The sequence below is a fragment of the Rhizobium sp. CFBP 8752 genome, from assembly GCF_014842035.1.
Taxonomy (GTDB): Bacteria; Pseudomonadota; Alphaproteobacteria; order Rhizobiales; family Rhizobiaceae; genus Neorhizobium; species Neorhizobium soli.
The window spans coordinates 1,357,551-1,379,122 of record NZ_JACYUZ010000001.1; the positions used below are offsets into that span (position 1 = coordinate 1,357,551).

Annotated in this window: 22 protein-coding genes; 13 read left to right on the plus strand and 9 right to left on the minus strand. The window is 62.0% G+C overall.

Going from position 1 to position 21,572, the window contains the following annotated elements; translation table 11 throughout:
- Positions 1-2: 2 nt before the first annotated feature.
- Positions 3-1,175, plus strand: coding sequence for a DUF1501 domain-containing protein (locus IFT59_RS06465; protein ID WP_192086393.1), 1,173 nt, complete (start codon positions 3-5; stop codon positions 1,173-1,175).
- Positions 1,176-1,240: 65 nt separating this feature from the next.
- Here IFT59_RS06465 and IFT59_RS06470 read toward each other — a convergent pair whose 3' ends face one another.
- Positions 1,241-1,636: an acyl-CoA thioesterase gene (locus tag IFT59_RS06470; protein WP_062456448.1), complete on the minus strand. Its 396-nt coding sequence runs from the start codon at positions 1,634-1,636 to the stop codon at positions 1,241-1,243.
- A gap of 231 nt (positions 1,637-1,867) precedes the next feature.
- On the opposite strand from IFT59_RS06470, the gene IFT59_RS06475 reads away from it, so the two are divergent.
- From IFT59_RS06475 to IFT59_RS06495, 5 genes are all read left to right on the plus strand, one after another.
- On the plus strand, positions 1,868-3,697 hold the full coding sequence (locus IFT59_RS06475; RefSeq protein WP_192086394.1) for a methyl-accepting chemotaxis protein: 1,830 nt from the start codon (positions 1,868-1,870) through the stop codon (positions 3,695-3,697).
- Positions 3,698-3,953: 256 nt separating this feature from the next.
- On the plus strand, positions 3,954-5,303 hold the full coding sequence (locus IFT59_RS06480; RefSeq protein ID WP_192086395.1) for an extensin-like domain-containing protein: 1,350 nt from the start codon (positions 3,954-3,956) through the stop codon (positions 5,301-5,303).
- Positions 5,304-5,650: 347 nt separating this feature from the next.
- Positions 5,651-6,478, plus strand: a complete 828-nt coding sequence (locus IFT59_RS06485; protein WP_192087120.1) for a sulfite exporter TauE/SafE family protein — start codon at positions 5,651-5,653, stop codon at positions 6,476-6,478.
- Positions 6,479-6,604: 126 nt separating this feature from the next.
- A complete protein-coding gene (locus tag IFT59_RS06490; RefSeq protein ID WP_192086396.1) occupies positions 6,605-7,543 on the plus strand; it encodes an ABC transporter ATP-binding protein in 939 nt (312 codons plus the stop codon).
- Positions 7,540-8,301 carry an ABC transporter permease gene (locus IFT59_RS06495; RefSeq protein ID WP_062456458.1) on the plus strand — a complete coding sequence of 254 codons (762 nt, stop codon included), beginning with the start codon at positions 7,540-7,542 and terminating at the stop codon, positions 8,299-8,301. Before IFT59_RS06490 ends, IFT59_RS06495 begins: the two co-directional genes overlap by 4 nt.
- A gap of 108 nt (positions 8,302-8,409) precedes the next feature.
- Here IFT59_RS06495 and IFT59_RS06500 read toward each other — a convergent pair whose 3' ends face one another.
- Positions 8,410-9,612 (minus strand): MFS transporter, encoded by a 1,203-nt coding sequence (locus IFT59_RS06500; RefSeq protein ID WP_192086397.1) that lies wholly within the window; start codon positions 9,610-9,612, stop codon positions 8,410-8,412.
- 76 nt (positions 9,613-9,688) lie between these two features.
- Here IFT59_RS06500 and IFT59_RS06505 point away from each other — a divergent pair, with 76 nt between their 5' ends.
- A complete protein-coding gene (locus IFT59_RS06505; RefSeq protein ID WP_192086398.1) occupies positions 9,689-10,699 on the plus strand; it encodes an AraC family transcriptional regulator in 1,011 nt (336 codons plus the stop codon).
- A gap of 6 nt (positions 10,700-10,705) precedes the next feature.
- Here the strand turns inward: IFT59_RS06505 and IFT59_RS06510 are convergent, their stop codons facing one another.
- The 3 genes from IFT59_RS06510 to cobS are packed head-to-tail and all read right to left on the minus strand — an operon-like array spanning position 10,706 to position 12,453.
- Positions 10,706-11,410: a TIGR02281 family clan AA aspartic protease gene (locus tag IFT59_RS06510; RefSeq protein WP_192086399.1), complete on the minus strand. Its 705-nt coding sequence runs from the start codon at positions 11,408-11,410 to the stop codon at positions 10,706-10,708.
- A complete protein-coding gene (locus tag IFT59_RS06515) occupies positions 11,407-11,652 on the minus strand; it encodes a DUF1289 domain-containing protein (protein WP_446737812.1) in 246 nt (81 codons plus the stop codon). Before IFT59_RS06515 ends, IFT59_RS06510 begins: the two co-directional genes overlap by 4 nt.
- 9 nt (positions 11,653-11,661) lie before the next feature.
- Positions 11,662-12,453 (minus strand): adenosylcobinamide-GDP ribazoletransferase, encoded by a 792-nt coding sequence (gene cobS / locus IFT59_RS06520; RefSeq protein ID WP_192087122.1) that lies wholly within the window; start codon positions 12,451-12,453, stop codon positions 11,662-11,664.
- Between the two features lie 209 nt (positions 12,454-12,662).
- On the opposite strand from cobS, the gene cobT reads away from it, so the two are divergent.
- Both cobT and IFT59_RS06530 read left to right on the plus strand, forming a co-directional pair.
- Positions 12,663-13,679, plus strand: coding sequence for a nicotinate-nucleotide--dimethylbenzimidazole phosphoribosyltransferase (gene cobT / locus IFT59_RS06525; RefSeq protein ID WP_062456473.1), 1,017 nt, complete (start codon positions 12,663-12,665; stop codon positions 13,677-13,679).
- 7 nt (positions 13,680-13,686) lie between these two features.
- Entirely contained in the window at positions 13,687-14,079 is a 393-nt protein-coding gene (locus IFT59_RS06530; protein ID WP_174196577.1) for a diacylglycerol kinase, read from the plus strand.
- A 19-nt stretch (positions 14,080-14,098) separates the two neighbouring features.
- Here the strand turns inward: IFT59_RS06530 and IFT59_RS23345 are convergent, their stop codons facing one another.
- The 3 genes from IFT59_RS23345 to IFT59_RS06545 form a co-directional block, all read right to left on the minus strand.
- Complete coding sequence (locus IFT59_RS23345; RefSeq protein ID WP_342366075.1) at positions 14,099-15,052, minus strand: hypothetical protein; 954 nt, start codon at positions 15,050-15,052, stop codon at positions 14,099-14,101.
- Positions 15,053-15,121: 69 nt separating this feature from the next.
- Positions 15,122-15,619 carry an endo alpha-1,4 polygalactosaminidase gene (locus IFT59_RS23350; protein ID WP_192086400.1) on the minus strand — a complete coding sequence of 166 codons (498 nt, stop codon included), beginning with the start codon at positions 15,617-15,619 and terminating at the stop codon, positions 15,122-15,124.
- Positions 15,620-15,657: 38 nt separating this feature from the next.
- A complete protein-coding gene (locus IFT59_RS06545) occupies positions 15,658-17,193 on the minus strand; it encodes a sensor histidine kinase (protein ID WP_192086401.1) in 1,536 nt (511 codons plus the stop codon).
- A 135-nt stretch (positions 17,194-17,328) separates the two neighbouring features.
- On the opposite strand from IFT59_RS06545, the gene IFT59_RS06550 reads away from it, so the two are divergent.
- From IFT59_RS06550 to IFT59_RS06565, 4 genes are all read left to right on the plus strand, one after another.
- A complete protein-coding gene (locus tag IFT59_RS06550; RefSeq protein WP_192086402.1) occupies positions 17,329-17,913 on the plus strand; it encodes a thermonuclease family protein in 585 nt (194 codons plus the stop codon).
- Positions 17,910-18,560 carry a uracil-DNA glycosylase family protein gene (locus IFT59_RS06555; protein WP_446737828.1) on the plus strand — a complete coding sequence of 217 codons (651 nt, stop codon included), beginning with the start codon at positions 17,910-17,912 and terminating at the stop codon, positions 18,558-18,560. The genes IFT59_RS06550 and IFT59_RS06555 overlap by 4 nt, the downstream gene beginning before the upstream one ends.
- 50 nt (positions 18,561-18,610) lie before the next feature.
- The gene (locus IFT59_RS06560; protein WP_062456489.1) at positions 18,611-19,102 is read left to right on the plus strand and encodes an Lrp/AsnC family transcriptional regulator; all 492 of its coding nucleotides are present in this window, start codon (positions 18,611-18,613) and stop codon (positions 19,100-19,102) included.
- Positions 19,103-19,218: 116 nt separating this feature from the next.
- Positions 19,219-20,274: an alpha/beta fold hydrolase gene (locus tag IFT59_RS06565; RefSeq protein ID WP_192086403.1), complete on the plus strand. Its 1,056-nt coding sequence runs from the start codon at positions 19,219-19,221 to the stop codon at positions 20,272-20,274.
- Positions 20,275-20,314: 40 nt separating this feature from the next.
- On the opposite strand, the gene IFT59_RS06570 is transcribed toward IFT59_RS06565, so the two are convergent.
- The gene (locus IFT59_RS06570; RefSeq protein ID WP_174196580.1) at positions 20,315-21,502 is read right to left on the minus strand and encodes a GAF domain-containing sensor histidine kinase; all 1,188 of its coding nucleotides are present in this window, start codon (positions 21,500-21,502) and stop codon (positions 20,315-20,317) included.
- Between the last annotated feature and the right edge of the window lie 70 nt (positions 21,503-21,572).

Below are 21,572 nucleotides of genomic sequence, written 5' to 3' on the forward strand. Positions count from 1 at the left end.
CGATGACGATCAAGCCAAGCTTTTCGCTCTCCCGCCGCGGCTTTCTGGCCGGCGCATGCTGCGCCGCTGCCTCACCCGTGCTGACACCGTTCAGCGTTGCGGCTGCTCCTGGCGAAAGCCGGTTCGTGACGATCATATTGCGCGGAGGGATGGACGGCCTGGATCTGGTGCAGCCCTATGGCGATGCGGCTTTCGCCGGATTGCGACCGACGCTCGGTCTGACGCCCGGGACCGGACTTGTTGATCTCGACGGATTTTTCGGTCTCAACCCGGCGGCGTCGGCATTGATGCCGCTCTGGCAGGAGAATGCGCTGTCCTTCGTGCACGCGGTCGCGACGCCCTACCGCGACGGGCGCAGTCATTTCGACGGCCAGACAATGCTGGAAAACGGTGGTACCGACGCATCGCAGAAGAGTGGCTGGCTCAACCGGACGCTGGCGGTCATTCCGCGCACCGACGGCCGCAAGGCGCTCGACATCCATACGTCGATGGAACTGATCCTGAGCGGGCCGAACAAGGCCGACAACCGTGCGGGAACGGGCGACGTGGAGATGGCGCAGGACGAGATCGGCTTTCTCGATCGGCTCTACGCAGCCGACGCGCCGTTTGCCGCGGCGATGGAGGAGGTCAAGCGGACGGGGTTTTCGGCTGACGGGTACCGCCAGAAGCGGAACCGCAGCGTCGTCGACATGGCGCGGCTTGCCGGTGGCATGCTGCGGGAAGACTACCGGATTGCCAGCTTTTCGATCAACGGCTGGGATACGCATCGCGAACAGGCTAGCCAGTTCGGATCGGTGGCTGGCGAGCTTGCCGCTGCCATCGTGGCGCTCAAGGACGCATTGGGTGCCGACGCCTGGGCCCGCACGGTGGTGCTGGCAGTCACGGAATTCGGACGTTCCGTGCGCGAGAACGGCACCGGCGGAACCGATCACGGCACCGGCGGCGTTGCCGTTCTCGCCGGCGGTGCGGTGTCGGGTGGGAAGGTGATGGGGACGTGGCCCGGTCTTGCCGAGGACAGGCTTCTGGATGGCCAGGATCTGATGCCGACCGGCGATGTGCGCGAGATCGCCGCGGCCATGCTGCACAAGCAGTTCGGCATTGCACCGGACAAGCTGACGTCGCGCGTCTTTCCCGGGCTGTCCTTCGACAGGTCCTCCATCTATCTTCAGGGGTAACTGGCTATCTACAGCGATAGACCGGCTATCTGCAGGGATCGACTAGGGCCGGTCCGACCTGGCCACTATTCTGCGGGAACGGGTCTTGGCTTGCCGTCGTCTCCCAGCGCCACCATGACGAAGGTCCCGGCCGTTACCTTTTCCAGCATCCGGTAGCGCGCGCGCTGGGCCCAGGCTTCGACATTCAGCGTGATCGAACTCGTGCCGACGCGGGTGATCTCGGTGTAGACGTTCAACGTGTCGCCGATCTTGACGGGAAGCTGGAACGCCATCTCTTTTACGGCTGCGGTCACCGTGCGGCCATGCGCCCGCTCGGTGGCGCGGATGCCGCTGGCAAGGTCCATCTGGGCCATCACCCAGCCGCCGAAGATATCCCCGGCTGGATTGGCGTCGGCCGGCATCGCAAGTGTGCGCAGTGTCAGTTCGCCGGTCGGAGAGGCAGGTTGCGGCTGTTCGGTCATTCGTCACGTCCTTGCTGAGTCTCGTATCTGTTGAGACCAGACTAGAGCGAAAGACGGGTCCGGCCCACCCTTGTTTTGGATTGGAGCAATGCTCCAGCAACATGGCTTGGATACATGCCGCTTTGGTGCGTGCGCACCCAATCCGAGTAAGTGTTTCCGCCGCTTACATGCTTTACGACCTGCTAACCCTCTTCACTTAAGCTCCGCGCAGTTTTACTGGAGGGGGAAACTATGCAGCGTATCGCTATTTCTTGGCGTCTCTACAGCCTTGTCGTCCTGTCGCTCGTCATTCTCGGTGGCGCGATGGTGTTCAGCCTGTTTCAAAGCTATCGTTCGTCGGAGCAGGAGCGCAAGGCGGGTCTTGCCCAGATGAACGACAACGCTGTTGCCATCCTGAAGAAGTACCAGGGTCTCGAAGCTGCTGGCACGATGAGCCGTGACGAGGCGCAGGCAGCCGCCAAGGCGATCATCAGCGCCATGCGCTATGGCGGCGGATCGGGGTATTTCTGGATCAACGACATGCACCCGACCATGGTGATGCATCCGATCAAGCCGGAACTGAACGGGTCCGACCTGACCCAGAACAAGGACCCCAACGGGAAATTCCTGTTTGTGGAATTCACCAATGTGGTGAAGGCAGGCGGTCAAGGCTTTGTCGACTATTACTGGCCCAAGCCCGGTGCCGCCGAACCGGTCGAGAAATACTCGCATGTCATCGGCTTTTCGCCCTGGGGCTGGATCGTCGGTACCGGTGTTTATACGGACGACCTTCAGGCGATGTTCCGCCAGGACGCGATGAAGTTTGCCGCCATGTTTGCGGGTGGTGCGGTGCTGCTGCTCGCCGGCGCCTGGTTTGTGGTCAGAAGCGTGACCCGACCGATCCGTCAGGTAAAGGGCGTGCTGACCGCGATTGCGGACGGCGAGACCGGCATGGCGGTTCCCTGCACGGCCTATCCGAACGAGGTGGGCGAGATGGCACGTGCTGTCGAAGTGCTGCGCAACAGCGTTGAAGAAAGTGCGGCACTTCGGGCACGCGAGGCCGATCACCAGCGTGCCATGGCGACGGAGCGTTCCGAAAGCGAGCGCAGCAGCGGTGCTGCGGCCGAGAGACAGGCGCGGGCGATCGGCGAGCTGGGATGGGCGCTGGAGGCACTTGCCGCCGGCAATCTCTCCGTTTCGCTCGGTGATATTGGTGCTGATTATGCGAAGCTGCGGCGCGATTTTAATGCGGCGGTCGAAGCGCTTCACAATGCCATCGCTGCGATTTCGGAAACCGGCCATGTGGTGCGCGACAGCGCTTCCGACATTTCCGGCGCTACCGGCAACCTTGCCAAGCGGACCGAGCAGCAGGCTGCGGCACTGGAAGAGACGGCAGCCGCACTCGACGAGATCACCGCGACAGTCGGAACTGCGGCGGAGCGGGCTCGCGAGGCACGCGTCATGGTCGCCGAGACCAAGGCAAGTGCCGGCCGTTCCGGCGAGATCGTCCGCAGCGCGGTGGATGCGATGGGCCGTATCGAGGCATCGTCCAGCCGCATCAGCCAGATCATCGGGGTCATCGACGAGATCGCCTTCCAGACCAATCTTCTGGCGCTCAATGCCGGCGTCGAGGCGGCACGGGCAGGTGAGGCGGGTCGCGGCTTTGCAGTCGTTGCGCAGGAAGTGCGCGAACTGGCGCAGCGCTCGGCCAACGCCGCCAAGGAGATCAAGACGCTGATCAGCACCTCGGTGCACGAAGTCGAGACCGGCGTCGCGCTGGTGCGGTCAACCGGTGATGCGCTGGTGGAGATTGCCGTGCTGGTCGAAAAGGTCAACGCCCATGTCGAGACAATCGCAACGACCGCGCACGAACAGTCGGGTGGGCTTCGGGAGATCAACGCGTCTGTCAACCACATGGACCAGATGACCCAGCAGAATGCCGCCATGGTCGAGGAGACGACGGCTGCCAGCCAGACCCTGGCCGAACAGAGCCATCATCTGCAGCATCTGCTTTCGACCTTCCGACTGAATGGCGAGGCCGTAAGGGACACTCGTCAACCGGACCGGGTTCGCGCGGCCTGAGTGACTAACGTCGATGCGCCCGTCCGCAGCTTGCGGGCGGGCGTTTTTACGCGCGGCGGACATGCGACGGTCTTCACAAAGGTGCAGTTGTAGTGTGTGGCAGCTCGCGCTGCCTGCATGAAATGACCATGAAACGGCCTCGATTGGGCAAGGCTTCGTTTACCGAATCTTCCTACAATTTGCGCTTGTGTGATTTCGGCACCAGAGGGTGGCAACTGGTATGGCGTATGCGCTTCTCGAGAAGCAGGCCCAACGGATGGCCCCGAAGACTTTTATGCGCAAAGCTTTGGCGCTGCTGATGGTCTCCACCATGCTTGCCGCCTGTTCTTCCAGCGACCTTGTTCCGCCTGCGTCGATCGATAGCGGGACGCGCGTCGGCGCGATCCAGCCTGTCGCGCCGCTGCCGCCCGACACGATAGCCCAGTCGCCCTACCAGACAAACGCCGGTTATCAGGCTGGTCCTTCGCCAGCCGCTTCGGTTGGCATGATGAACGCTCCGGTCGCCTCGAACAGCCCTCCCGGTGACGGGGGACATTATCTGCGCGCGCCGCAACCGATGCAGTCAGCCTCGCTGGCGCCACCCGTATCCTCCTCGCCGCTCGGGCAGGGCGGAATGCCCACGGCTGCGCCTGAAGAGGGCGTCAACATGGATAGCGAGCTCGGCTTCGATCCGGACGAGAGCGGTGTGACGGGCCTTGCGGAAGAGCAGGACAGCGATATCGCCGAAGGCGTCGGCGACCAGCCGGTGGTCGATGGCATCGGCACGGACAATCCGCGTGCACTGAGTGCGAGACGCCAGCCGATTTCCAACGTCGAAGATGATCGTGTCATTGTGCCGCCGAAGCGTTCCGGCGCGGGCGCGCGCGATGAAATGATGAATGACGGATTGGCCGGCGGTAGCCAGGTCTGGGGCGACCGTTCGCCCGTGACGCCGCCGAGCCGTGCGCCGGTTCGCAGCCAGCAGGTGGCGATGCTGCGTCCGAACAATCCAACGATCCAGTCGGGTCCGATGAGCGAGCCGGACAAGCCGTTTCTGCGCAACGTCATGCCGCAATCGGAAGTGAGCTGCCGGGCGGAACTGCGCCGGATGGGCGTCGAGTTCCGGGATCAGCCGCGCATCTCCAACGGTCCGAGCTGCGGCGTCGACTACCCCGTGAAGCTTTCCGGTCTTTCCGGCGGCATCGATGTCAAGCCGGCGGTGACGCTGAACTGTCAGGTGACGCTTGCCTTCGCCAAGTGGGTGAAGAGCGAACTCGCACCATCGGCACGTCTGCGCTACCTCTCGGGCATCCAGAAGATCCAGCCGATGGGTGGCTATTCCTGCCGCCGCATGAACAATTCGCGGCAGCGCTACAACCCGATGTCGGAACATGCCAAGGGCAATGCGATCGATATCGGTGCCATCGTGCTGAAGAACGGTCACGATATCAACGTGCGCAAGAAGGGGCTGTTTTCCTTCCGCGAGGGCGCGCTGCTCAAATCCGTGCGGACCGACAGCTGCAAGTATTTCAACACGGTGCTTGGACCCGGCAGCAATGCCGAGCACTGGAACCACTTCCACTTCGACCTGCGCCCGCGCAAGGGCGGTCGGCGCTACTGTAGCTGACGTCCACGCTACGGTTGCCCAAGCTCACGCAGCAAAAAAAAGCCGGCTCGGGGTTTTCACCCGGAGGCCGGCGAAATGGAGATGGCTCGCGGGGGGAAGCCTGTCTCCCGGTAGGAGACCCGCCTTTGGCTGAGGCGGGGTGATGCGGCAAGCGAAAGAAAATGCTGAAAAGGATCTGGTGATAACGGCCGACCGGCTTGGTGTTGCGGCACTCCAGAAACCTGGAACCGGGCGCCCATTGCTTGCCTCTGCGCAATCATGCTGTCAGAACGTCACGGGAAAATGACAGCGGCATGCAGAATCCGATTTTCTAGCGCTGCCTTCGGAGACGAACGATGCAGCCTCTCATGCCGCCGCTGGCAGACCTCTTGCCTTTCATCGCAGCACTTCTGGCCGCCGGTGTGCTGGCGGGACTTCTCGCCGGTCTGTTCGGGATCGGTGGCGGGGCGATCCTGGTGCCGATCTTTTTCCACGTGTTCGGCCTGTTGGGCATTTCCGATGCGGTGCGCATGCATCTGGCGCTCGGAACTTCGCTTGCGATCATCGTGCCGACGTCGATCCGCTCGTTCATGGCGCATCGAAAGAAAAACGCCGACGCTGTCGACATCGATCTCCTGAAGGGCTGGATCATTGCCGTGCCGCTCGGCACGATGATCGCCGTCGTTGTCGCGGCATGGTCGTCCAGCACCGAGCTCAGGATCATCTTTGCGGTCATCTCGCTGCTTCTGGCGCTTCGCATGATCTTCAACCGGGCAAGCTGGCAGCTGGGCGACGATCTGCCCAAGAACCCGGTCAAATTCCTGGTTGGCACGGGGATCGGTATTCTCTCGGGCCTGATGGGCATTGGCGGCGGTGTCATGAACAACACCTTCATGACCCTCTATGGCCGCTCAATCCATCAGGCCGTCGCGACATCGTCCGGCGTCGGCGTGCTGATTTCGCTGCCGGGTCTGATCGGCTACGTCTGGGGCGGATGGGGTGAGCCCGGCCTGCCGCCGTTTTCCACCGGCTATATCAACTGGATGGCGGTGGCTTTGCTGATCCCGGTGACGCTGTTGATGGCACCCTATGGCGCAAGGCTGGCGCACGCGCTGTCGAAGCGGCAGCTGGAGTTCGGTTTTGCGTTGTTTCTGGTGGGAATTTCGATCCAGTTCTTCTTGAGCGTGTTTGCCTGACACCATTGGTCGCGAAATCCGAACGCAATATTCGACTGCCTGGGGATGGTTGCACGATGGGTTGAGCCTATATCTGATGCCAATTCAGAAATTCAGTTCCCCATTCAAGTCTCCCAGCGAGTAACAATGACTTCTATCGTTTCCATCCGCCAGCTGACCAAGACCTACGGTAATGGTTTTCAGGCGCTGAAGGGCGTCGATCTCGATATCGAGGAGGGCGAAATCCTAGCGCTTCTCGGCCCCAACGGCGCCGGCAAGACGACGCTGATCTCGATCATCTGCGGGATCGTCAACCCGAGTTCCGGAACTGTCAAAGTCGGGGGCTACGACGTCGTGAAGGACTTTCGCAAGACCCGTTCGCTGATCGGACTGGTGCCGCAGGAACTCACCACGGACCAGTTCGAAACCGTCTGGAACACCGTCTGCTTTTCGCGCGGCGTTTACGGGTGCAAGCCGGATCCGGCGCTGATCGAGCGGATCCTGAAGGACCTCTCGCTCTGGACGAAAAAGGACAGCATGCTGCGCGAGCTTTCCGGCGGCATGAAGCGTCGCGTGCTGATTGCCAAGGCGCTGTCGCATGAGCCGAAAGTGCTGTTCCTCGACGAGCCGACCGCGGGCGTCGACGTCAACCTGCGCCGTGACATGTGGCTGGTGGTGGAAAAGCTCCGCGAAAGCGGCGTCACGATCATTCTCACCACCCACTATATCGAGGAAGCCGAGGAGATCGCCGACCGCGTCGGCGTCATCGATGGCGGCAGCCTTCTGCTCCTGGAGGAAAAGGCAAAGCTGATGACGAAGCTAGGCCGCAAACAGTTGCGGCTGGAGCTTGCAGCACCGCTTTCCGCGCTGCCGGAAAGCCTTGTCCCCTTAAACCTCACTCTGTCCGATGATGGAACGACGCTGATCCACGACTACCAGGGCGAGGAAGCGCAGGACAGTATCGCCTCGCTTCTGGCGACGCTCGCGCGGGAAAACATCCATTTCCGTGATCTGTCCACCCGGCAGAGCTCGCTTGAGGACATTTTCGTGGCGCTGGTGGCTGAAAAAGCAGGAGAACGGGCATGAATTTCGAAGCCGTCAAATCGATCTACTATTTCGAGATGGCCCGCATGCGCCGTACGCTTCTGCAAAGCGTGCTGTCGCCGGTCATCACCACGTCGCTCTATTTCATCGTGTTTGGCACGGCGATCGGCTCGCGTATCCAGACAATCGAAGGCGTGTCCTACGGGTCGTTCATCACGCCGGGCCTGATCATGCTGACATTGCTGACGCAATGCGTTTCCAACGGCTCGATCGGCATCTACTTCCCGAAGTTTACAGGCACGATCTACGAGATCCTTTCGGCGCCGGTGGCGATGACGGAGGTGCTGCTCGGCTATGTGGGAGCGGCGGCGAGCAAAGGGCTGATCATCGGCCTGATTATTCTCGCGACCGCGTCCTTCTTCGTGGAGATCCGTATCGCCCATCCATTCATGATGATCCTCTTCCTGGTGCTGACGGCGATCACTTTCAGCCTGTTCGGCTTCATCATCGGCATCTGGGCGAAGAATTTCGAGCAGTTGAACGTCGTGCCGATGCTGGTCGTGCCGCCTCTGACGTTTCTCGGCGGCAGCTTCTACTCGATCGACATGCTGCCGCCCTTCTGGCAGGCGGTCAGCCACCTCAATCCGGTCCTGTATCTGGTCAGCGGTTTCCGCTGGAGCTTCTACGAAATCGCCGACGTCAATCCGATGATCTCGGTCGGCATGATCGCGCTGTTTCTGGTGATCTGCCTGTCGGTGTTGGGCTGGATGTTCAAGACCGGGTATCGGTTGCGGAACTAACCGGCGGAGCCGGTCCGCACCTGGCTGCTGGAACTCAAGAAACCCTCACAGAAACGCCCGCAACATTGCTGTTGCGGGCGTTTCTTTTGCGCGGTGGTTCGGGCCTGTCTAGCCCAGTGACAACCGGCGACGTTCGCCGCGGGCGGCCATGACCGAGGTGCCGGCGAGGGCGGCGATGCCGAGGAAGGAGATCACCGCAATCGGTCCCTGTGTTTCGATCAGGATGCCGCCGAGGACGGCACCGCTGGAGATCGCGATCTGGAAGGCGGGGATGACGAGCGCGCCGGCGCTTTCGGCTTCGTCAGGGGCGTGACGCACGACAAAACTCTGGATGCTGACCGGGAATGCACCGAAGGCGAGGCCCCAGAGGGCGATTGCGACAGCTGAGACGACAAGCGATGCGCCGCCGATCGCCAATATCAGGGCCGATACGGCGACAAGGCTTCCGAAGATCGTCACCGACAGACGTGCACTGCGTTCCGAGACGATGCCGCCGAGGATGTTGCCGACGAAGCCTGCGATGCCGTAGCCGAGGAGGATGAGCGAGATCGTTTCGACGTCGAGCTTCGGCACGCGCTCCAGGAACGGACGGATATAGGTAAAGCCGGCGAAATGGCCTGCGACGAAGAGGAGGATGGTGAAGAGTGCGGTGCGGATGGCCGGACGGCGCATCAGGGCCGCGAGCGTTCCAAGACCTGCATGGCCGGTCGGTGGCAGGGCGGGCAGGGTGAAGGCCTGAACGGCCAGCGCGACCACGCCAACGGCTGCGGAGAGGTAAAAGGCCGAGCGCCAGCCGAGCGTCGAACCGAGCCATGCGCCGAGCGGGGCAGCGCAGACGGTGGCGAGCGAGACGCCGGCCATGATGATGGCCATGGCGCGCGGCATGCGGGCCGGCGGCACGAGGCGCATGGCCAGTGCTGCCGACATGGCCCAGAACCCGCCAAGGCCGATGCCGAGCAGGACACGGGCGGCCAGCAGCATGACGATGTGGTTGGCGACTGCCGCCAGCAGGCTCGACAGGATCAGAAGCGTGGTCAGGGCGAGAACCGTCCAGCGCCGGTCGATATTGCGGGTGCCGATGATGACGCCGGGCCCGGCGATGGCTGCAATGACGGCGGTCGTCGTGATCGACTGGCCCGCAACGCCGGTGCCGACGCCGAGATCCGCCGACAGCGGCGTCAGCAGGCTGACGGGCAGGAATTCCGCGGTGACAAGGCCGAAGACGCCAAGCGTCAACGATATGACAGCTCCCCAGCGCGCGGGTGTGTCGTCGGCCTGCGGCGACGTGGCTCGTTGGACGCTCATATCCATTGGTATAGACTCCTGACTGAATGATGCGCCCTGGATAGGCTTCACTCGCCGGATGATCCATGCTAGATAATCCGATATGCTTGATCATTCGTCCAAACTGACATCTGACCCTACGTCCGATCCGCTGACCGAAATGTTGCGGGGGCTTCGCCTTGATGGGGTCGACTACGGTCGCTGCCGTCTGGCCGAGCCGTGGGGAACGGCGTTTCCGGCGCAGGACGCCGCGCGGTTTCATTTCATCAAATGCGGCCGGGCGATCATCAAGACCGAAACAGGCGACTGGCAGGAACTAAAAACCGGCGACGCGGTGCTGATCCCGCGGGGCGAGGCGCATGTTCTGGCGAGTGCTGCCGATGCGCCGACCCTGCCGTTCGAACACTACGGCCGCAAGGAAGTCTGCACCGGCATCTATGATCTGAAGTGCTGCAATACGGCGGAGAGCGGCGGCACGCTGGTGTTCAGCGGCTCCCTGCGCTTCAACGTCGACCGGCTGCATCCGCTTTTGCAGATGATGCCGGAGACGATGCTGACCAGTGATCTCGCCAAGGATGACCCGGCCATTCCGCATCTTCTCGAGGCGATGACGCGCGAAGTGGATATGGACCGTGTCGGCGCCGGCGGCATTCTGGCGCGCCTCGCTGACGTACTGATGGCGACGATGATCCGTACCTGGGTCGAACACGGCTGCGGCGAGACCCGCGGCTGGATCGCGGCCGTCCGGAGCCCCGATGTCGGCCGGGTGCTCGCGGCCATCCATCTGCAGCCCGAGCGCGACTGGAACAATGTCGAGCTGGCGCGGCTGATGGGCATCTCCCGCTCGGGCTTTGCGGAACGGTTCGCACGCGTCGTCGGCGAAACGCCGGCGCGGTACGTGTCGAGGGTACGGATGCATCAGGCCCGGCTGTGGCTGAAGGACGGGATGCGCGTGGCGATGGTGGCCGAGCGGCTGGGCTATGACGCCGAGGCCTCGTTCAGCCGCGCCTTCAAACGCGTGATCGGCGATCCGCCCAGCCATTATCGCAGCAAGGCCGATCCGGTCCGCGCGCTGGCGCCTCTTGCGGCGGTCTCCTTGGTCGCTGCCGAATAGACGTGACTAATCCTTCAGCCTTAGCTCGTCGGACTGCATCTGCATCGAGCTGAGTGTGGAGAGGAAGGTCATGCCGAGAAGGCTTTCGTCGAGCCTGCCTTCTTCCGCCACCATGGCGCGGACATCGCGCCGGACGATCGGGCCGATCGAGACTTCGCTCAAACGCACCGGCGCTGCCTGGGCGCGGCCGTTGGCGGTCATGACAGTTACCGAGTAGCTCAGCGCCGAAGGATCAAGGCCGATGCGGCGTGCATCTTCGTAGGTCAATACGATGCTGCTTGCACCGGTATCGACCAGCATCGGCAGGACCTTGCCGTCGACGCCGACATTGGCTTTGAAATGGTCTCCGAGCGTCTTGTGGATGACCACTTCGCTGCTGCCGTCGCTGGATGTGGTGACGACCGCGGTGCCGGGCATCAGCCCTGCCGTCATGCGGGCACCAAAGCTGCTGAAATCGTTTCGGTAGAGATAGCCCGCGACCAGCGCCATGATGATGACCAGCCAGATGGCAAGCTGGCGGGCAACGGTTCCGAGGTTGCCGCGGCGGCCCTGCAGGACGCCGGCGGATAAAAGTGCGGCGATCGGAATCAGATAGACGAGACTGCCGAAATCCTCGTTGGCGATGCCGAATGTGCGGCCGCTGTCGTGGTTGTAGACGAGCAGCGCCAGACCGGCACCGAGGATGAGGAGGACAACGGTAAAGCCGTTCATGCGGTTGTTGTTTCCTTCCTGATCGCGGCGTCTGCGGTTCGCTTGCGACTGACTTCCAAGAGCCGGCCGGGGTCGATGGTGTCGAGACGTGTCGGCAGGAGGCCCATCAGCTCGATGCGCTCGTCATCGGTGAAAGCGGTCCATCCAGCTATCTCGCTGCCAGTGCGGCCGCAGCCGACGCAAAAGCCTGTTTTCATGTCGATCGAACATATCAGTGTGCAAGGCGAAATCATCGCGTCCATATCGTGGGTTCAGAGGCCGAGAGCAAGGGCCGATAACAGGGCGATCTCGCAGAGTTGTTGTGTGGCGCCGATCGTATCGCCGGTATGCCCGCCCAGTTTCTTCGCTACGTAGCGGGTGAAACCCCAGGCGGCGGCGGCAGACAGGCCAAGCGCGATCAGCGCATGCGGGAGGCCGAAACCGGGTATGAGCAAAACGAGGCCGGCGGCAGCGCCTATCACGAGCGCGAGATTGCGGGCGTTGTCATCGGGCATTCCTGCTCCGGCTGCGACACCGTTGTTTCTGGCAGGGGGCAGGGCGCGCCAGTGGGCGACCAGGAGTGCGCGGCTGACGGCGGCGCTGGAGAGGAGGGCGAGAGCGGCCGCCTCTGGCGAAAGCTGCGCAATGCCAGCCAGTGCTGCGGCACGCAGGCCGAAGGACAGGATCAGCGCGACGACGCCATAGGAGCCGATGCGGCTGTCCTTCATGATGAGAAGCGCATGATCCGCATCGCGTCCGCCGCCAAGACCGTCGGCGGCATCGGCAAGGCCATCTTCGTGCAGCGCGCCGGTCAAGAGGGTGATCAGTGCAAGAGCAATCAGAACCGGCAGGAGCGTATCTCCAGCGGTTGACTGGATGCTGCAGAGGCTCAGGAGAAGGAGAGCGGGAAGAAATGCGATCAGCAATCCGGCGACCGGAAAGGCGCGCACGGCACGTGAGACCGTGCCGTCATAGCCGGCAAAAAAGCGATCCGGCACCGGAAGGCGGCTGAGGAACCCTACCGAGCGGGCGAGATCTGCAACGAAGTGGTTTGCGTATAGCAGTTTTTCTCTCCTGGCTTTGCGAGGCCTGTCTTGAGAATGGCCTTTTCGGCAGCAGCCTTTTTGACCTTGTCCCGTTCGACCTGACCTTGTCGCGTCGCTGATAGCCGATTATGAGATGGCGCATAAAGTATGATTTGCTGAATGATCAATCCCTACCCGATCCAGCGTCAGAAGACGATACCGCCCGAAAGTACCGAAGAGAGTTTTCCATGAGCATGACCGGCCTGCCGTTCGACGATTTCCGCACCCTGATGCAGAACCTTCCCGGTCCCGATGCAAGGGCATTGGTGGCGGCCCGCGAACGCGACGCGCAACTGACAAAGCCTGCGGGTTCGCTGGGACGTCTGGAAGAGATCGCCTATTGGCTGGCGGCCTGGTCGGGAAGGGCGCCGAGCGTCACCCGGCCGCTGGTGGCGATCTTTGCCGGCAATCACGGTGTTACCAGACACGGGATCACGCCGTTTCCCTCGTCCGTGACGCAGCAGATGGTCGAGAACTTTGCGGCTGGCGGTGCGGCGATCAACCAGATCTGCGTGACGCATGATCTCGGTCTGAAGATCTTCGATCTGGCGCTGGATTATCCTACCGGCGACATCGCCACCGAAGCTGCACTTTCCGAGCGCGACTGTGCGGCGACGATGGCCTTCGGCATGGAGGCGATTGCCGGCGGCACCGATCTTCTGTGCATCGGTGAAATGGGGATCGGCAACACGACGGTTGCGGCCGCGATCAACCTGGCGCTCTACGGCGGCGAGGCGGAAGACTGGGTTGGTCCCGGCACCGGTTCGCATGGCGAGCTTCTGGCCCGAAAGGTGGCCGTGGTGAAGCAGGCGGTGGAGTTCCACAAGGAGCATTTGTCGGACCCGCTGGAAGTTCTGCGTCGCCTCGGCGGACGTGAGCTGGCAGCGATCGCGGGCGCTATCCTCGCGGCGCGGATGGAAAAGATCCCCGTTCTGCTCGACGGCTATGTGGTGACGGCTGCGGCCGCTATCTTGAAGGCGGCCAATCCGTCGGCGATCGATCACTGCCTGATCGGCCATGTCTCCGGCGAGCCGGGGCATCTGAAAGCCATCGAGAAGCTTGGCAAGACGCCGCTTCTGGCGCTCGGCATGCGGCTGGGCGAGGGTACCGGTGCAGCACTTGCAGCCGGGATCGTCAAGGCGGCGGCCGCGTGTCACACCGGCATGGCGACCTTCGAGCAGGCCGGCGTCAGCAACAAGGACTAGTCCCTGGATGGAAAAGACGCCGCTGGACAGCCATATCGAGAAGGCGGCGACCTTTCGCAGGATCATCGCCTCGTTCCGGTACTCGATGCAGGGACTTGCCAGGCTTTGGCGCGAGGCGGCGTTCCGGCAGGAGGTCTATGCCTTCCTGATCGGGATCGTCATCTTCGCGGTCGCCGGAGCCGGGTTTGGCGACTATTTCATCTTCATCATCCTGATGCTCGTGCTGTTTTGCGTGGAAGCGCTCAACACGGCGATCGAGGAACTGGTCGACCGGGTGTCGCCGGAGATTTCGGTGGTCGGGCGGCACGCGAAGGATCTCGGATCCTTCGCCGTGTTCTGCCTTCTCTGCGCCAACGGTCTGTTTGCGCTCTATGTGGTGGTGAAGCAGATCTGGATCTGATCCGAAAGGCGCTTATGCCTCAGCCGATGATGTCGAAATCGCCGGCGGTGAGGCCGAGGTTCTTGTCGAGTTGGGCAAATTGCACGGCGGCGGTCTTGCCGGTGCCGTCGGCGTCGTAGAACAGTTTGCCGGTCAGCTTGTCGTAGATGATCCGGTCGCTGGCATCATGCGCCTTGGTGCCGGTGTGGAATGCGCTCGACAGGAGATCGCCGACCTTGCCCCCCTTGGCGAACACGTCGTCGTCCAGCCAGATGGTGTCGTCCTTCGCACTGAAAGCGCTGATCGTGTCGATGTTTGACGCTCCGAGCTTCGTATCGAACACGAAGATATCCGCGCCGCTGCTTCCTGCGAGTGTGTCCTTGCCGGCCCCGCCGTAGAGTTTGTCGTTTCCGGCGCCGCCGGAAAGCTTGTCGTTGCCGGATCCACCGATCAGGGTGTCGTTGCCCTTGCCGCCATCGAGGCGATCATTGCCGTTGCGTCCGTCGATCCGGTCGCTACCGGCAAGACCGTCGATCGTATCGGCAAGCTGCGAGCCGCGTAAGCTATCGTTCTTGTCGGTCGGGCGGATGAAGGCCGGGTCGCCATCGTGGGGTGCGGCCAGGCGGTCGAGATCGCGGTCCGGGGCGGCGTAGGGGATGAACCCGTCTTTCAGAGCGAGCTTGTTGAATTCGTCGATCCGCGTTGTGCCATTGATATAGTCGACGGCGAAGACCGGCTTGCCGTTCGCCAGAAAGTCCTTTTTGAGGACATCGATCGTTTCGCGGTCCGGATTGAGCTTGTTGTTCTCGTCCGCATCGCCGCCATAGTAGACGTCCTCGACCGCGATGCCGCCGATTGCGCCGAGATAGGCCTTTTTGCGGGCGCTGTCGGACCCGAGGTCCTCCATGATGAAGGCGCCATTTTGCGGAATGACGAAAAAGTCGGGATTGGTTTTGCGGGCATGCTCGGTCAGCGCGACGATGAAATCCACCATGCGCTGTGCAGCCTGCTTGGTGTTGGCCGGATCGCCCGGCTGCCTGTCCTTGGCCGAGGCCTCGGCGCCTCAGAAATAGTAGGCATCGACGATGTCGAGATAGGCGGCGTCGAAGCCTGCCTTGACGATGGCATCGAAGTCACCGGTCTTCTTGTCGTTGAAGATCAGATCCTGCCAGTCCTTGTCCCAGTAGCGAACTTTGCGGGATTCCGGCCAGTCGGCGTTGACGGGACCGAGCCAGTCGGGGGCTTTCGACGTCAGCTTGTCGCTGGCTTCGCCGCCCGATGTCCACGTCGTCTTCCAGTAGTCGCGAAACTCTGCGGCCTCGCCGATCGAGATATAGGACGCGACCACCGAGCGGCCGCCCATGCCGTCCTTCATCCGGGTGATCTCGTCGGCGGTAAACCGCTCCGCATTGCTGCCGTCGCGTGTTGAATCGATGACGAGGAAATCGTGGGTCGCGGAGATAAGCAGACCGGCATCGAGCGGATTGCCGTTCGTGCCCTGTAGCTCATAGCCCCAGTTGTTGACTGTGACTTTGCCGGACGAGGTTGTGAAACTGACCATTTGGTGCCCCGGCTCGTGACTGATGTCGCAACGTGATGTTAAGCGAAGCTCTTGCGGCGGCGCTCGATGGCGGGGGCGTCGGCGATGGCGGGGACGCTCTGGAGGATGCGGGTCGAGGGCAGGATGGCGATGGCTTCGGTGCCTTCACGCAGCTTCGAGCGCAGGATGAACTGGCCGTCGTGCTTGGCAAGGATCGCCTGGACGATCGGCAGGCCGAGGCCTGTTCCCTGTTCGGCGTTCTTGATGGCAATCGATCCCTGACCGAAGGCGGAGAGCACGATCGGGATTTCCTCTTCCGGAATGCCCGGTCCGTTATCCTTGATCGCCACATACTGGCCGCCGCCGGCGGTCCAGCCCACCTTGACAGTGATTTCGCCACCCTGGGGCGTGAACTTGACGGCGTTGGAGAGAAGATTGAGCATGACCTGGCGCATCGACTTCTCGTCGGCCCAGACCTGCGGCATGTGCTTTTCGAACTGGTCGCGAATGGTGATGCTTTTCGCCCGGGCCCGCAGTTGGACCATGCCGATGCAATCTTCCGCCACTTCGAGAAGCGACAGCGAGTCCTCCGTCAGATCGTAGCGGCCCGCTTCGATGCGCGACAGGTCGAGGATCTCGTTGATGAGGTTCAGGAGGTGCTGGCCAGAGCGGTGGATGTCGCCGGAATATTCCCGGTAGGTCGGATTGGCAAGCGGGCCCAGGACCTCGGAACTCATCACTTCCGAGAAGCCGAGGATAGCGTTGAGCGGGGTGCGAAGCTCGTGCGACATCGAGGCAAGAAAGCGGGATTTTGCCAGATTGGCTTCTTCTGCACGGCGGCGGGCCTCGTCGGACATGGACTTTGCCACTTCGAGCTCGGCGATCAGATCGTCCTTTTCCGACTGATAGGACATCAGCGTCAGGTTGGAGCGGTAGAGGCGCTCGGCGACGTAATGGAAAAACACGACAGCCGTCGCGCACATGGCGGTAAGGCCGATATCGAGGACCTGACCCGACAGGATGGCGATGCTGAGAAGCGCCGCAATCATCGGCACGAAGCCGTAGAGAACGCTCTGGCGCAGCATGAACGTGCTCATGGCGGTGTAGGACACCGCAAACAGAAGCACCGCGCCCTTGTAGAAATAGAAGCTGTCGCCAGCGCAGGTGGAGCAGCCCTGAAGCGCGAAGACGCCCCAGCCGCAGCCGAGCAGGATATGTCCCGTAAGAAGGCGTCTACGCCATTTCCTGGTGTCGGCAGCCGTTATCTCCACCTTGCTCGCACGGCGTGCCAGAAGCACGTTGATCGCGTGCAGGCACAGCATCAGCAGCGCCCAGGCGAAGATGTGGATATCCGGATTGAGATTGAAGCCGATGGCGGTGACGACAGCAACGACCAGCGGCGTCATCAGTGCCGCCTGCAAACCGGACCCGATATGGATGGAGAGCATATCGCGATCAAACGCGAAATTGCCATTGGACGACGACTGCAGCCGATCACGGGTCGCACGGACAGCCTTCGAGACAGCCTTGTTGCGGTGGCTGCGCGTGCGATCGACGATATTCTTGTCGGTTGATGTGCTGACGCCGCTACTCATAGGCTGTGTACTGGGCCTGTAAACTGATATCCCCGGGTACTTGAGAGGCTAATCCGCAAACCTTAAGAAGATGCTGCAGGGAAAGGATTTGTTTGCCATTTCCGTGAAGCTTCCGTTTTGTTGTAAGGCTTAAATGTGACCCGTACCGTTAAAATAGGCCGCGACGCCGTGTTCCTGGCGGCGTTCATCTTCCTGGGCTCGCTGATCATCGCCAAGTTCGATATCGGGCAGGGCAGCGCCATCAACGGTCCGTTTTTTGCGATCGATGGCGACACTCTGGCAGCCGGTGCTGAGCGGCTTCGGCTTGTCGATATCGATGCGCCGGAGGCTGGCCAGACCTGTGGCGATGGCAAGGGCGCAGAGTGGGCCTGCGGCGATGCGGCTCGCGAAGCCTTGTCGAAGCTTGCGGCGAGTTCCATGACCGAGTGCCGCGGCGACGCGCGCGATCGCTACCGGCGTGTTCTGGTCTCCTGCCGCCGCGGCGATCTCGACATTAACGGCGAGATGGTGCGCCAGGGCATGGCAGTGGCGTCCGGTGGTTACGGACGCGAGGAGGCGGCCGCGAAGGGTGCAGGCGAGGGGATCTGGGCCGGACCCTTCGAGCGGCCGAAAGCGTACCGGGCGGCGAAGGGGGCGATGGATGACGACGAGGGTACAACGGCGCTTGTCGATCGCGTAGGCGAGCTGTTCGACCGGCTGAAGGCTGCGGTTTCGTGGTGAATGGCGATCCGGCTGGCATCGCGTCTCTCGCGGCCTCGATCGCGCAGTGTCGCATCTGTCGCGATCATCCGCTGAAGGGCGAAGCGGACCGGCTGCCGCACGAGCCGCGGCCGGTTGCCGTGCTGTCTGCCACCGCCCGGTTGCTGATCGCCGGGCAGGCGCCGGGCTTGAGGGTTCACGAGAGCGGTCTGCCGTTCAACGATGCCTCGGGCAACCGCCTGCGGGACTGGATGGACGTGACGCGCGAGGAGTTCTACGATGCGCGGCGCCTTGCGATCGTGCCGATGGGTTTCTGTTTTCCGGGCTATGACGCGAAGGGCAGCGACCTGCCGCCGCGTAAGGAATGTGCGCCGGCCTGGCGCAGCCAGGTGATGGCGGCGATGCCGCAGATCGATACGATCCTCGTGATCGGGCAGTATGCGAGTGCATGGCATCTCGGGTCGCAGCGCAAGCCGAGCATGACGGAAACGGTCATGAACTGGCGGCAGTATTTCCTCGCCAATGAGGGCCCGCGCGTTCTTCCGATTCCGCATCCGAGCTGGCGCAATAGCGGTTGGCTGCGCAAGAATCCGTGGTTCGAGGCAGAGGTTATTCCAGCGCTTCGGCATCATGTGGATAGCTTGGTGCGGGGAACAAATTTCGCTTAACTGTGCGATAATGGGGTATATAACGGAAAATCATTTCGAAAGGACGTTTGATGGACCGCCTGGACCGCAAGATTCTGCGCATACTGCAAGAAGACTCCACGCTCGCCGTTGCAGATCTCGCAAAGAAGGTCGGACTGTCGACGACTCCGTGCTGGCGGCGCATCCAGAAGATGGAAGAGGACGGCGTGATCCGCCGTCGCGTGGCGCTTCTCGATCCGGTCAAGGTCAATACCAAGGTCACGGTGTTTGTCTCCATCCGCACCGCAAGCCACTCGATCGAATGGCTAAAGCGGTTTTCCGAAGTGGTGGTGGATTTCCCCGAAGTGGTTGAATTCTACCGCATGAGCGGCGACGTCGATTACCTCCTGCGCGTGGTCGTGCCCGACATTGCTGCCTATGACGCGTTCTACAAGCGCCTCATCGCCAAGATCGAGATCCGTGACGTGTCGTCCGTCTTCGCGATGGAGCAGATCAAGTACACGACTGAACTGCCGCTCGACTATATGTTGCTCGACAATCAGAAGTCCGGCGACAGCGACTGATGGTCAAGGCGCTTCACAGGGCTGTTATTTTCGATTGCCCTTAATGAGGCCGGACCTACCTTGAGCGTGTGACCCGGTGCATGCCATGTGCCGGGCGCGAGCCTCAAGGAGACCTGATGCCCACGCCATTCCTACGTTCTATCGTTGTCGTTGCTGCTGCCTTAGCCCTGCCGGGCCTCGGTGCGGCGCAAGGCGTGTCCTCGGAGCACCCGACCTATGGTCCGAGGCTCGAAGGCTTCGGGTATCCGTTCAAGACTGAAGTCTTCAGCGTGGCGGGGCAGAGGCCGGATGCTGCGGCCGCAGGCGACAGTCAGCCGCTTGAAATGGTCTTCATGGATATCGCCCCTGAGACGCCGAACGGGCGCACCGTGGTGCTTCTGCACGGCAAGAATTTCTGTGCGGCAACCTGGGAAGCGACGATCGGTCGGCTGACCGGCGCCGGTTACAGGGTGATCGCACCCGACCAGATCGGTTTCTGCAAGTCGAGCAAGCCGGCCGCCTATCAGTTCAGCTTCCAGCAACTGGCGCAAAACACCAAGGCGCTGCTCGACGCGCGCGGTATCGACAAGGCGACGGTGGTTGGTCATTCGATGGGCGGCATGCTGGCGACGCGGTTTGCGCTGATGTATCCGGACTTTACCGAGCAGCTGGTTCTGGTGAACCCGATCGGTCTCGAAGACTGGAAGGCGAAGGGCGTGCCCTACCAGTCGATCTCGGCGGCCTTCGAAGGTGAGCAGAAGACCAGCTTTGAGAGCATCAAGGCCTACCAGCAGAAGTTCTATTATTCCGGCCAGTGGAAGCCGGACTATGACAAGTGGGTGGAGATGAGCGCCGGCATGTCTGCGGGCGAGGGAGGAGATCAGGTGGCCTGGAACCAGGCGCTGACCTCCGACATGGTCTTTACCCAGCCTGTTGTCCACGAGTTCGGGCAGGTGAAAACGCCGACCCTGCTCATCATCGGCACGACGGACAAGACGGCTCCGGGCGCTAACCGCGCCAGCAAGGCGATCGCCGCATCGCTCGGCGATTATACCAAGCTCGGCAAGCAGGCGGCGGAATCGATCCCCGGGGCGAAGCTGGTGGAGTTCGACGATCTCGGCCATTCCCCGCAGATCCAGGATCCGGACCGGTTCCACAAGGCGCTGCTCGACGGGCTGAATGATCGCTCCTGATACTGGGAACCGCGTTCGCTTCAGTGAACGCGGTTCCTGATCAGCTTTCCGGCACGATTGCCGGCATGCGGAAGGTGAACACCGTCTGGGTATCATCAGAGGTGACATCGATATGGCCGCCATGCGCCTTGGCGATCTGCGACGCGATGTAGAGGCCAAGGCCTAGACCCTGATCATGGGTGCCCGCATCGCTGCGGCTGAAGGGCTGGAACAGTTTTTCGATCGCCTTGCCGGTGATCGCGGTTCCGGCATTGGCGATTTCCAATTTCAGTTCGTCCCCTTCGACCGTTCCCAGAATGCGGATCGGATGTTCTGTAGAGCCGTGGGTGATCGCGTTGCCCAGAAGGTTGGAGAACATCTGCGCAAGGCGGTCATGGTCGACATCGAACAGGCCCGGCAGCTCTATCTCGACGTCAATCTGCCGCTCTGGATGGGCAGAGCAGATTTCCGAGACGACCTGCATCAGTGTGGGGCCAAGCGGACGATCTGCTTCCCTGCGTAGACCCAGACCGCCACCAAGCCTTCCGCGGGCGAAATCCATGACGTTATCGATCAGGCCGGACATGCGCAGGATACTGCCGCGCATCATGTTGAGCACCCTGGTAGACCGCTCGCTTTGCGCTTCGCGCTGCAGGATGTTGATGCCGCCGTCGAGCGACGCAAGGGGATTTCGAAGATCGTGGCCGAGGACTGCGATGAACTGTTCCCGCAACCGAGCCGTCGCTTCCGCATCGAGCAGACTTGCATTGGCCCGATCGAGCTTCTCGTCGGCTTCCAGATGGTAGGCAATCAGTTCGGCAAACAGCTTGAATGTTCCAATCACCAGCGGATTGTTGAGCGCTGCCGGCTTGGGATCTATGGCGCACAGGGTTCCGAAATAACGGCCATCCGGCAGGATGATAGGCATGGAAATGTAGCTCTTCAATCCGTAGAGCTTCGGGGTTTGATGCTGGAAGTAAACAGGGTCTTCGGCGACGTTGTCGATGACGATAACGTCGCGCGATTGCCGGACTTCGTGGCAGAGCGTCGTTTCGACCGGCAGTTCGCCTCCGGCCGGGAGGCCGAAATGGATGTTGTCGAGAACCTGGCAGGCAACCCACCGATCCTCCGTGACGCGAACCACTGCCGCATATCCCATCCCGGTCGCGCGACAGACAACATCAAGGATCGTTGGTACGGCACCGATACGCTGGACTGCGTCTATGTCGTCCTGAAAGTCATGCGCCATCAATATTCACCAATCCGGCTGACCTTGGTCCTCCAAAATACCCTCTACCCATGGGGCGTCGCAAGGACGT